The following is a 13071-nucleotide window of genomic DNA, read 5'->3' as shown; positions in this document are numbered from 1 at the left end:
GGGATTTGAGCCTTATTTCGCTTGATTTAATACCTGAGTGTTTAACTTAACGTATTCCTCATTTCCAGCTGCCTTTGCCATAGCGATACCTTCGTTCGCTGTTTTTATCGCTGCCGCTTTGTCACCAGCTTTCAGTTGAATTCTCGCTTTCCAGTATTTGATATGAGGAGCCTGAGTATTACCTTCATCAGCCTTAATTGCCCATTCAGCCGCTTTTTTTATGTCTAAGTTGTTATTGAAATAATATTGTGCAGCTTGAAAGTAAGGTTTTTTTTCACCTTGCATTGCTTTCTCTATAGATGCTATAATTTCCTTAGATTGATCGACCGCGATATGGAAGGCCGCTTTTGAATTGTCCCAAGCGATACTAAGGTCAGCCCCTTCAGGTGTTACATTTTCGAATGCCATCGTGAAGGTTTCTACTTTATCATTAACCGTTTTTGCTTTTACATCGAAACGTAGGAAATCTTCCTCCTGTTTATATTGGTAGGCACCCCATTGTTTGGGATTGCTGCTTAATATTACTGTCCAGTCACCATTTTCACGGGGAATAGTGAATAATCCGTACGATCCCGCTGGTACTTTGTTACCAGAAATAGTCACTTCTTCCTCAAACGTAAGGACAGGAATGTTGTTGGCTCCTGTACGCCATACCTCTCCATAGGGAGCAAGTTCGCCAAACGCCTGTCTGTCTTTTAAGTTTGGCCGTTGGTATACAAGTGTTACTTTTTTTATGCCAATAGCTTGCTCGATTGTTGTTGAGCTGCTTGCCTGAGGTAACTGAACTTGTGCCGCAGCTTCATTTAAGCTGACAAAGATTACCCCGGCAGCGATTAAAGCTAAAAATCTTTTTTTCATATTCTTATTTTGTTGGATTGCGTGACCTTGTTGCATATGCTGGATAAAAATACGAAACTTATGCCATATGGCTGCTATGTCAAGTCTATATCTTGTGTTTTACGATTTGGGTTCTTGGTCCACAATATCTTATATATTAATGGACCAAGAAAGAAAAGCGGTAGTACTTTTTATTGCTGCGCAAACCCATATCCATTCTTTATAAGACCATTCGAGCGTAAAATAGTTTCTGAAGATAAAGGAAGCATATAACGGGGAGGTACTCCGGCAGCGTAATACGCGTCAGTATATCCTTTGAATATATTCGTGGTATATTGATCCTTAAAATTGACAATATTTATTGCCCATTCTGTTTTTTTGTATCCTTGCTCTACGAGTGCAGCCGCCTCGGATCCACTAGGGTCTATGTACTCAAAAAGCCCCTTAATTGCTAAGTTGCGATTACCATCGGAGGGTAGAAAATTCTGCGTAGTCCACAGATCACAGTTGCCTCGCCAGCTTGGAAAGCGTACAGGATGGCTAGGATCATTCTCTAATACATTACATTGCGTAGTAAGCATCTTTGATATTCCTAACTGCGTAACGTTGACAGCTTTGACATAAATATAATTGGAAATTGTGTTGCCATTCTCGAAAGTATAGTACCCTTTGGAAGTCAGTGATGCTACCATCTCCTTCTGCTGATCGCGGACCTGCTTAATTCTTTCGGGAAACATTCCCGTGCGGATTAAATCATAACGTCGGATTCCTTCACCTGCAAATTCCAGTTTGCGTTCTTGCTGGATAGCTTCTTTCAATGCTTCTCCCGATAGCGAGCCGATATAACTGGTTACTTTTGTGTACCGATGTTGTTCGTTGAACGCGCGAGAACGTACTCTGGTAAGCTGTTCTTTCGCGGCGGCCTCCTGACCGAGTTCTGCGTAGGTTTCGGCAAGCATTAAAATGACGTCAGCCATACGCATTTGCACCCAGTTAATTCCGGACTTACGCTGTGCGGCGGTAAAGGGGACCGCCATCCGACTTTCGTCCCATTTGTTGTTGCTAATACCTCCCTGATTTCTGGAACCTGGGGTGAAATTCACGAGTACTTCCGAGGCGGATCCCGAATTTACCGTAACCGTGGCAGTGACGTCTCGCCGTAAGTCGGTGGGATCGTAATCTCCGTAGTAAAACACGGGGAACATACGACTTTGCCCGTACGATTTACATGGATACGCGTTGGCTCCTCCGCCATTGGAAGGTCTGCCAAACGCATACGGACGCTCAGAAGCTTGCCCCTGTGTTTCTCCAACTTCGTATAGTGATTCAGGGCTTACCTGTAGATTCATGTTATATTGGAAATTATATTGAAAAGGATTGTTATATCCCTCTCCGCGGGGATCGGTCGTAATTAGTGTTGCTGAGCCGGGATTGTCTACTAACTCCTTTAGCGCCGTATTTGCAATTTGATAGTAGTCTTTGTAATCTGATCGGCGGGCATAATACGCCCCCCATTTATCGGTTCCCTTTTGCTGTAACGACACATTGCCATAGTCCATATCGTTACGGCGCAGGCTATATCCGCCTGCGAACAATGCTATTTTGCCAATTAGACCTTGTGCGAAGGTGCGCGAAAAGCGTTCGGCATTTATACCTCCTTCTCCCAGACGGTGCATCAGGCCTTGTACCTTTTGTAACTTCGCTAATTCCTGATCGTAGATATAATCCCGTGATGTTAGTGCAGCGCTATCGGTTTGTGAAAGTGTTGTAATTGGGATGTCGAAATAAGGTACATCACCGAAATATCGAACAAGGTTAAAATATGCATACGCGCGGAAAACTGCGGCCTCGCCATATAGGTGTGTCCAATCCGTAGTTTGGTTTTCTTTCAATGCCGCTTGATATTCCGAATTTTCAGCTATTGCTTCCATAATCATGTTCGCACGGTTGGCGATTTGGTATAAATCTGCCCATGTGTCCACCGAATTAGTGTAATCAATAGTCATTTCCGAAGCGTAAAGGCCTTCAGGAATATGACGCATTTGCGCATCATAGCTTTCGGGGTGGGTTTCAGCATCCGAACCTACTACGTCGAGATCATAAAACAAACCACCATTAGCATTTCGCCATAACTCATATTCACCCATTATTACCTTGTATGCCTCTTGTGGCGAGGAAAATACAAATTTTTCATCCACGGCCGAAGGGGATGACACTTCTAAAAAATCACGTTTACAAGCTCCTAATAGAAGTAGTGTGAGTGCCAACATGTATATTGAAAATCTTTTCATCACATTAAGTTTTGTTTTTGACATTATCTTGGTATTTTATAATTGGAGATTCAAACCAAAAGTGAACGAACGTGCTCGAGGATATGCACCCCAGTCGAGTCCTGTGGTAGGATATGCAGCGTTGCCTTGATTCAAATTGGTGCTAACCTCAGGATCAAGCCCGCTATATCGAGTAAATAGCATTGCGTTGAAAATAGTCGCATAAAGGCGTGCACTTCTAAACCCAATACGATTTACGATCGATTCCGGCAAAGAGTAGCCCAAGGTAACGGTATTTAATCGCAGAAATGATCCATCTTCGATACCTTGGGACGAAACAATTCCGTTTTCGTGATAGGGGAGATAACTGGTAGCTCCCACGTTAAGCGCCGCGAGTGCATCAGGGTCCGTTACTGCCGAAATTTGATCATTTTGTATGTCATAGATTCTATAGGATCCTGAGAGATATTCCAATCTATTTCGATATAACCCGTCCTCTTTTCCTCCTTGAGAAGCAGACAGCAAGTTTGCGTTGTAGACCTTGTTTCCATAACTCCAGTTGAAATTTAAGGCAAAGTCAAATTGGCGGTAGTTGCCGCTAATGTTTAAGCCCCCCGTGTGTTTCGGATTCGTGTCCCCGATGATCGTTACATCGTCTTCATTGACAACACCGTCCCCGTTGGTATCTTTGAAACGTATTACCCCAGGGTAGGCAACTTGTTCACCCGGTTTATTCGCTGTGGTTCCATATACTGTCCCTATAATACCGGATGCTAGGTCTGCAACACCATTTTTAAGTGTATAGATACCCCCATTGTAATCAAAATCTGTCACATTATACCAGCCGTCATATATAAAGCCGCGAACCTGACCAACGGGTTTCCCGACTTCAAGAATATAATCTCCGGTGGATGGACGCATTGTCGTTGATCCCCATGCTGAACGGTATAGGCCATTGACCCCCTCGGAGAGTTGATCAATACGACCCCGATTGATGTTTAAGTTTAGATTTGCACGTAGGGAGAAATCGGACTTGCGGATGATATCACCACCGACGCCGAGTTCGATACCGCGATTAGACGTACTCCCAACGTTGTCATAGGTCTGACGGAATCCGCTGATTGCTGATATCGAAGTCAACATGAGCAGGTTCTTTGTCGAGTTTTTATAAAGATCAATTGTTCCATAAAGTCTATTGTTAAGTAAGGAATAATCAAGACCTAGATTTCTGGTGATTGTCGTCTCCCATTTTAAATCCGGATTGGCGATTGTCGCTGACGCGGGCGAATAAGATACCTGTTGTTGTTCATTAACGGAGTATCTTATCAAACCGTCGGATTTCCAATTCATTCGCCATAGGTTTGCCGAGATACCATCGTTACCAACCGCTCCATAGGAAAGTCGCATTTTCAAGTTATCAACCCATTTTAGGTTCTTTATAAATCCTTCGTCAGAAAGCCTCCAGGCAAATGCTGCAGCGGGGAAATATCCCCATCGGTGAGTTGATGAGAATCTGGAAGAACCGTCGGCACGGAGCGTTGCTGTAAAAAGATACTTGTTTAATAGAGTATAGTTCGCACGTCCAAAATAGGATTCTATTCTGTTTGGAGTTCCCCGCTCGGATGCGAAGCCACCGTTTATCGCATTATCTCCTGTATGATATTGATCCATCATCGCGAAGGCCCGCTCAGAGTCAAACGAGCTAGGGAATTTATTTCCCCAAATGCTGATGCCTTTCGAGTCGGAATCCATTATTTCTTGACCGACGACGAGATCAAGGCTGTGATCCTCGCCAAGACCCTGTACCTGGAAGTTTAAGACATTAGCCCAGCGCAAGTTCCAGCCCTCTTCAGTGGCAATTTGAGCGTCTCCGGCGAACGTTTTATTGCCGCTGGCGTCTAGGTAATTGCTGTAGGTAGCCCCCGCCCAAATTTGTGATCGGTTCCAGTAGGTGTTTAATCCGAGCTCAGATCGAAAAGTAAGTCCATCAATAATATTCCAGGAAAGGCTAGTGTTTGCGCGTATCGACCTGTTGCTTAATTCAGGGTAGTAATCCCCCATGCGCTCAACAGGATTGTACATATCTTGTAATACCAGGTCGTACAACCCTAGTTGAGTGTTTTTAGTGTCGTCGAGTTCTCCTAGGATGTCTTTTGTAGCTATGGGACGAAACTGATACGCAGATGAAAGAATTGAGCCTTTGCTAGATGTGGTTGATTCATCACTCATTTGGTTGATATTCGTGTATCGCGTGTCTAAAGATAAATTTACTTTTTTACCTAGTTTTTGATCTATTTTCAATGCAGCGTTGTATCGCTTAAACCAAGAGTTTATCTTCATACCATCATTGTCTATGAAGTTGACTGCGGCCAAGACTTTTGTTTTTTCGTTGCCTCCTGTAATGCTAAGATTATGACTATGCGACATAGACGCCTTGTACGCTTGACGTGAAAAATTAGTTGCTGCAACATTATGGTAGTGACCAATCCCTTTGGTATTGTTATATTCCTCTGCATAGTCACCTATTGCCCAAAGCCTTTCCCAAGCTGAAGCATAGCTGGCGCTTAACGCTTTTGCGTATGCCCAGTTGTAGGCTATATATTCGTAAGCATTTAACGATTCCAAATATTTTGTCGGTTGGTTCGTTTGATAATAACCATCGTAGTTAACACGCACTTGTCCTGATTTACCAGTTTTGGTACTCACGATAATTACTCCGTTTGCTCCACGTGCACCGTAGATAGCTGTTGAGGAGGCGTCTTTTAATACATCGATACTCTGTATCTGGTTCGATGGTATATCCGAAATGGAGGAAACGGGAAACCCATCAACGATGTAGAGAGGTTCATTGCTTTGCGAAATAGATCCCCCTCCGCGTACTCGGATGGAGATATCTGCATCCGGACGTCCATCTTGGGCTGTTACGTTCACACCTGGTAATTTTCCGGCAAGAGCCTGCGCCGCATTAGCAACGGGAACAGCGGCTACTTCTTTCCCTGTTATCGAGGCGACAGATCCCGTTAAATCTTTTCTTTTGACCGTTCCATAGCCAATTACTACCACTTCTTCTAAATTTGAGTTTTCTTGCTCTAAAATTACGTCAAGTAACCCAGAGCTTGGAATACCGATTGTTGAGGGGAGGTAGCCGATGAAGCTGAAAGATAAATTTGAAAGACCTTGTTTAACGGATATTTCGTAGAAGCCTTGCGCATTGCTAACGACCTGGTTAGTTACACCTTGAGCAGTCACCGTGACTCCTGCAAGCGGTTGCATTGAAGCGTCCGTAATGCTTCCTTTGATGGTTCGTTGCTGCGCATATGCAAACTGATAGAACAATAGCAACAAGCATAAAATTTTTAATTTGTTAATCATGTTTATAATTGTTTATTGGTTACTTTCCCGTAAACGCGATGTTACACCCTGTTGAAGATTATTCGCTGGGCACCCATCGGCTACCGGGTGTATGTGTTAGATAATGCTATATTACGGGAATCTGACGGTTTTGTAAAGTTTCTGATACAAAAAAACACGCAATCGTTACCGGAATAATCGTCGATCACAACGATTGGCTATCCAAGTGCGGGGATGGTGTAGCCTTAGTCTTTGTTCCGTAATCGTTATATTTGTACTATGGCAACAGTAATTCCTTTAGCCGAGCGAATGCGTCCAAAGTCGCTCGAAGATTATATCGGTCAGCAACATATCGTGGGTCCCGGAGCTGTATTGCGAAACGCAATAGAGCAGAAAAATATTCCTTCAATGATATTGTGGGGGCCCCCAGGGGTAGGTAAAACTACCCTTGCGTTGTTAATTGCCGGACAACTTGAGCGCCCAGTATTTTCATTAAGTGCAATTCAGGCGGGTGTAAAAGATATTCGTGAGGTGATCGAAAAATCCGAGCAGCTGCGGAATTTTAACGCTGAACAACCAATCTTGTTTATTGACGAAATACATCGATTTTCCAAATCACAACAGGACTCGTTACTTGGCGCGGTAGAGCGAGGACTAGTAACATTGATCGGGGCAACAACAGAAAACCCCTCTTTCGAAGTCATCTCGGCCTTACTATCGCGCGCTCAGGTGTATATTTTAGAACATTTAACGGAAGTGGATTTACGCACAATTATCGATCAAGCACGAGCCAAGGATGACTTTCTCAAAGAGCATCCTGTTGAAATTGAAGAATACGAGGCGTTGTTTCGACTCTCAGGCGGTGACGCACGAAAATTGTTAGGGGTGTTTGAGCTAGTTGTCAACGCCAGTCTAACCCAGAAAAAGCCTATAACGAATGAATTTGTATTAAAACAAGTTCAACAGAATATGGCGCTGTACGATAAAACTGGCGAGCAACATTATGATATAATTTCGGCCTTCATCAAATCGATTCGCGGAAGTGATCCTAACGCTGCAGTATATTGGCTGGCACGTATGATTGAGGGTGGCGAGGATCCTACGTTTATCGCGCGAAGATTACTGATTTTAGCTTCTGAGGACATTGGGAATGCGAATCCAAATGCGTTGTTGCTGGCAAATAATTGCTTTCAAGCAGTGAAGGTTATTGGGAATCCTGAGTCGCGAATTATTCTTTCTCAAACGGTAACTTATCTAGCGTCCTCAGCTAAAAGCAACGCGTCCTACGAAGCGATTAATAAAGCGCAAGCACTGGTTAAACAGACCGGTGATCTACCTGTTCCTTTGCATCTTCGCAATGCGCCGACAAAATTGATGAAAGAACTTGAGTACGGCGTAGAGTACAAATATTCTCATGCCTTTCCGGGAAATTTTGTAGACCAAGAATTTTTGCCTCAGCGCCTGAGCGGGACGGTACTTTATAACCCTGGAAACAATCCTGCCGAATTGAAATTACGGGACTCACTTAAGAATAAATGGAAAGACAAATATGGATATTAACCTAATCGTTTGCTATGGCATGGAACCCTGAATTATACAATCAGTACAAAGATATACGGAACGAACCATTCTACGATTTACGCGATCTTATTGACCCTCGCGAATACGTTAAAGGGATTGATTTAGGTTGTGGCACCGGCGAACAAACCGCAGTACTTAAAGAATGGCTCCCCAAATCGAAATTGCTAGGTATCGATTCCTCCAAAGAAATGCTAGCGAAAACGTCTGTTTATCAATCGCCTGGTTTATCGTTTAAACTTCAAGATATACAGGATGTGTTGATGGCAGGTGATCGGTATGATTTGGTGTTTAGTAACGCTGCCTTACAGTGGATTGACGATCATCAGGTAGTGATTCCACAAATCCTTAACCTGTTAACACCTGGTGGGCAGTTCGCTGTCCAAATGCCGGTGCAAAATGAGAATCTGTTGAATCAAATTCTTGTATCGATGGCCACACAACCGCCGTATGCTTTTATATTCGAAGGGTTTAAACAAGAGTCTCCAGTATTGAGTATTGACCAGTACGCACAGTTGTTGTTTGATGGTGGATTAAAAGACCTGCATATTTCCATTAAAATGTATCCGATAATTGCAAATAGCAGTTCGGACCTCTACAACTTTATTGCTGGCAGTGCGCTGCAGCCCTATTTAGATCGGTTGCCAAATAATGTTAAAGACGAGTTTATTACGGATTTCAGATGCGGGATAGAAAAAAGTTTTTCTAGCTACCCAGCGTTATACGCATTTAAGCGGTTGTTGATTTACGGAAGACGGCCATAAGAATTGCTAAAACCCCAAAGAACCAGTTCACATGAATCTCGGCTTTTTGGGGTTTGTTCTTTATAAGCGAAAATCTATCGCCAAGCTTTATAAGCGTTTATCAGTCCGTTGGTGGATGAATCATGTGCAGTGATCGGCTCTGCTGAAGCAAGTTCGGGAAGAATGTTACCTGCAAGTTGCTTTCCCAATTCTACACCCCACTGATCGAAACTGAATATATTCCAAATCACTCCCTGGACAAAAATTTTATGCTCGTATAACGCTATTAAGGTCCCTAGGGTTTCTGGTGTAATTTTCTTTATTAAAAATGAGTTGCTCGGACGATTACCTTCAAAGATTTTAAAATTTTTCAATTGTTGGATCTCTTGTTGGCTTTTTGATGCCTTCTGCAACTCTGCGACCACTTCGTCTTCTGATTTACCGTTCATAAGGGCTTCGGTCTGCGCGAAAAAGTTCGATAACAGCAACTGGTGGTGATTGCCCAGTGGGTTATGTGATATCGCTGGGGCGATAAAGTCGCAAGGGATAAGTTTTGTGCCTTGGTGAATGAGTTGATAGAAGGCGTGTTGTCCGTTGGTTCCCGGTTCACCCCAGATAACAGGTCCTGTTTGGTAATCGACCCTATTTCCGTTGCGGTCAATATATTTTCCATTACTTTCCATGTCGCCCTGCTGGAAGTATGCCGCAAAACGATGTAAATACTGATCATATGGTAAGATTGCATGACTTTCCGCTTCAAAGAAGTTATTATACCATATTCCTAACAAACCAAGTATCACCGGAATATTCTGCTCGAATTCGGTACTTTTGAAATGCACATCAGCCTTGTAAGCTCCATTTAGAAGGTCTTGGAAGTTATCGAAACCGATACCTAGAGATATCGAAAGTCCAATTGCCGACCATAACGAATAACGGCCACCGACCCAATCCCAAAATTCAAACATATTGCTCGTATCGATACCAAACGCAGCAACCCCTTCGGTATTCGTGCTTAGCGCGACAAAGTGTTTTGCTACGTCTTCCTGCATAGCGCCTGATTTTAGAAACCAATCTTTTGCTGAATGAGCATTTGCCATCGTTTCCTGCGTTGTGAAAGTTTTAGACGCGATTAGAAAAAGAGTAGTCTCGGGATTTAGTCCTTTTAATGTTTCTGCAATATGAGTTCCATCAACGTTTGAAACGAAGTGCATATCAAGATGTGTCTTATACGCTTTAAGTGCTTCGGTGACCATAACGGGGCCTAAATCAGAGCCTCCGATACCAATATTGACGACATCCGTTATCGCTTTTCCCGTATAGCCTTTCCAAGAGCCGGATAGAATTTGCTCCGTGAATTCCCGCATGTGTGATAAAACAGCTTTAACTTTAGGCATTACGTCTTCGCCATCCACCTGTATAGGATCGGTCGATTGGTTTCGTAAAGCGGTATGTAGTACTTGGCGGCCTTCGGTTACATTAATCTTTGCGCCAGCAAACATTTCTGTAATAGCTTCGTCAAGTTTACATTCTTTAGCCAATTGCATAAGTAAAGCTAATGTTTGGTCGTTGATCCTATTTTTTGAGTAATCTAATAAGATATCGCCAAACTGCACTGAGAATTTTTCAAAGCGCGAAGGATCCTCTACAAATAACTCTTTTAACGATTTTTCGTTGATGGTGATGTAATGGTCAGCAAGGTAGCTGTATGCCTTGGTTTTAGTGAAATCTACTGATGGAAACATATATTTATTCTTATTGTTTTTACTGATCAAACTTACACAAAAATTAAGAAAGTAACCGGACATTCCGCCAAAAGCAAATTATATTATCCCTTGTATTTCTGTTAAGTTATTGTGAATTTTTTAATTGATCATCGAGTTCTGTCTATCGGCGTTAGTTTTTTTCTTAATTTTAGAAAGCACTTTGCTATTCAGTGTACTTAAACCCAAAACAACATAAACTTACTATGAAAAAACGAATGATTATGAAACGCCTTGCTATATGTGTTTTTGTTCTGTTAGGTAATCTAACATTAGCGTTCGGACAGCAAGCATCAGTTAAAATATTTGCCCACCGCGGTGGTAAACTCGAATTTGATGAAAACACCATGCAGGCTTTTAAAGGTGTGTATGAGAAGGGACTACGTGGTTTTGAGATTGATATCCGTATAACCAAGGATAATCACTTGGTGGTGTTTCATGACGCTGATTTTAAACGCGTAATTGGCGTGGAGGGAACCGTTGAAACTTCTACGCTCGAAGAAATCAAAGCTTTACGAACAAAGGCCGGTAATTCAATACCTACAGCAGACGAGGTGATTGAATTTTTTAATGCTAGACCCGGTTTGTATGTGGAATTTGAAATGAAAACTAACGCCCCATTATATGAGCCCGATAAACTAAAATTGTATTGTGATATGCTGTATAAAAAGGTTTATGCTAACATGCCAGAGGGTTCCGACTATCTGATGACATCTTTTGACACTCGCCCGTTAAAATATCTCGGAGATAATTATCCAGAGGTAGAAATGTTGCTTATCCGTGGAAAGGCATTATCCGATGAGGTTCTAAAGGAAGCTGCTTCCCTGGGTATAAAAAGGGTGGGGTGTAATGTGCACGGAACAAGTAAAAATATGGTTGATCAGGCGAAAAAGCAAGGTTTTACGGTTAGTCTCTGGCCTGGACACTCGGTTGAAGATTTTCTTCTTGGTGTGTCGTTAGGGAGCGATTATTTATGTACCGATGTTCCGGTTGCAGTGACCGAATGGGTGAAGAAGAATGGATCTTGGATTACCTTGAAATAACTACGCAAATTCCCAGAACAAAAGATCATAATCGTAATGACGGTAAGACTATCGTTTCTAATTTAAGATTAGATGATTTTATAATGGCTGCGCGGTAAATTAGCGTAGTCGCAACGCGCTGGCGTATAGTGGTATCGCTACAAAAAAAAAAGGTTTTCAAACGGGGAGAATGAAAACCTTTAGCTAACCAATTATAAACCTAAATTATGAATACACAAATATACACTGTATTTCAGCTAATAGGCAGCTTTGAGATGGTTTGTGACAATTATTTTACATAATTAGTGTCTTTTTAACATTTATTTACGAAATTAACCCCCATAAATGGGGATACTCTATATCTGTATGTTTTGTTATCTTTGCGAATCACTAACTAAAAGGCACCAAAAGTTAATTTTTAGTTAACATTAAAAGCGTCAAATTTGTAGTGTTTCGGCATACTTATTGAAGAAATAGGAGCGACGGTCGAGGTATTTTATGGAGACTTCCATACGTGAAAAGACAACAAACAAACAGTAATATGAATAAATTGATACACAGATATAACAATACGCCGTTTGCCGAGCGATCCTTATGGTTAGTTCTTTTATTTTCGGTGATTGTCGTTGCGCAGTTAGTTACCTTGCAACAGCTTTTGTAAAAAATCTATTCCTCCAGTAAACCATATTAGTGCTGAACATTTAGGACGTATTTGTATCGTAAATGATACACTATGTCGTAAATGATCGAAATATTGTTAATTTTAATCGAAAAACAAACGTTAAGTAAATGAGTAAACCGACATTGGTAATTCTTGCCGCAGGACTTGCTAGTCGCTATGGATCAGCAAAACAAGTTGATGGATTTGGTCCGAACGGCGAACGCATAATTGACTATTCAATATTTGATGCTATACGAGCAGGATTTGGAAAAGTAGTATTCGTGATTCGAGAAGAATTTCTTCAAGTTATGAAGGATCTTTTTGATAAAAAGTTAGAAGGTAAAATTGAGGTATCCTATGCGTTTCAGGATTTTGATTTAACGAAATTTGGATTAACTGAAGTTATAGAGCGTCAAAAACCTTGGGGAACGGCACATGCAGTTATGAGTGCGTCGGAGCATGTCTCTGGACCGTTTTGCGTTATTAATGCTGATGATTTTTATGGATACGACGCCTTTAAAAAAATGTCTGAATTTCTGACTGCAGAAGTGAGTGATACAAAAATGGCATTAGTTGGTTTTAATGTAGGCAATACATTATCGGATTTTGGATATGTCTCACGTGGGGTCTGCGAAGTAGATGAAAATGGCAACATGCTTAGCGTAACTGAGCGGACTAATATTTACCGCCGAGAAGACGGTCAGATCGTATACAAAGAAGATGACCAAGAACATCCGCTAGTAGAAACAACGCCGGTATCGATGAATTTTTGGGGATTCGATCCCATTATTCTTGACGTCGCTAAAGCCGGATTTCCTACTTTTGTAGAGCAAAACAAAGATAATCCGA

8 protein-coding genes are annotated in these 13071 nt (G+C 42.0%); 4 read left to right on the top strand and 4 right to left on the bottom strand.

The genetic code is table 11. The features are described 5' to 3' along the window. Nucleotides 1-12 precede the first annotated feature (12 nt). The 3 genes from HP439_RS04320 to HP439_RS04310 form a co-directional block, all read right to left on the bottom strand. On the bottom strand, nt 13-858 hold the full coding sequence (locus tag HP439_RS04320) for a DUF2911 domain-containing protein (protein WP_172389119.1): 846 nt from the start codon (nt 856-858) through the stop codon (nt 13-15). 170 nt (nt 859-1028) lie between these two features. Further along, nucleotides 1029-3128: a RagB/SusD family nutrient uptake outer membrane protein gene (locus tag HP439_RS04315; RefSeq protein ID WP_172389118.1), complete on the bottom strand. Its 2100-nt coding sequence runs from the start codon at nt 3126-3128 to the stop codon at nt 1029-1031. Between the two features lie 36 nt (nt 3129-3164). Beyond that, nucleotides 3165-6479 carry a SusC/RagA family TonB-linked outer membrane protein gene (locus HP439_RS04310; protein ID WP_172389117.1) on the bottom strand — a complete coding sequence of 1105 codons (3315 nt, stop codon included), beginning with the start codon at nt 6477-6479 and terminating at the stop codon, nt 3165-3167. Between the two features lie 258 nt (nt 6480-6737). Here HP439_RS04310 and HP439_RS04305 point away from each other — a divergent pair, with 258 nt between their 5' ends. After that, nucleotides 6738-8018 (top strand): replication-associated recombination protein A, encoded by a 1281-nt coding sequence (locus tag HP439_RS04305; RefSeq protein WP_172389116.1) that lies wholly within the window; start codon nt 6738-6740, stop codon nt 8016-8018. A 14-nt stretch (nt 8019-8032) separates the two neighbouring features. Continuing rightward, complete coding sequence (locus HP439_RS04300; protein ID WP_172389115.1) at nt 8033-8800, top strand: methyltransferase domain-containing protein; 768 nt, start codon at nt 8033-8035, stop codon at nt 8798-8800. Between the two features lie 74 nt (nt 8801-8874). On the opposite strand, the gene pgi is transcribed toward HP439_RS04300, so the two are convergent. Further along, nucleotides 8875-10521 (bottom strand): glucose-6-phosphate isomerase, encoded by a 1647-nt coding sequence (gene pgi, locus HP439_RS04295; RefSeq protein ID WP_172389114.1) that lies wholly within the window; start codon nt 10519-10521, stop codon nt 8875-8877. A 224-nt stretch (nt 10522-10745) separates the two neighbouring features. Between pgi and HP439_RS04290 the strand changes: the two genes are divergently transcribed. Together HP439_RS04290 and HP439_RS04285 are read left to right on the top strand one after the other, a co-directional pair. Beyond that, on the top strand, nt 10746-11582 hold the full coding sequence (locus HP439_RS04290; protein WP_172389113.1) for a glycerophosphodiester phosphodiesterase: 837 nt from the start codon (nt 10746-10748) through the stop codon (nt 11580-11582). A 768-nt stretch (nt 11583-12350) separates the two neighbouring features. Next, on the top strand, nt 12351-13071 hold a 721-nt coding region (locus tag HP439_RS04285), incomplete at its 3' end, for a sugar phosphate nucleotidyltransferase (RefSeq protein ID WP_172389112.1).

This window comes from Sphingobacterium shayense (assembly GCF_013179575.1).
Lineage (GTDB): Bacteria > Bacteroidota > Bacteroidia > Sphingobacteriales > Sphingobacteriaceae > Sphingobacterium > Sphingobacterium shayense.
Note: the sequence above shows the minus strand (reverse complement) of the source record. Positions and strands in the feature narration are given on the sequence as shown.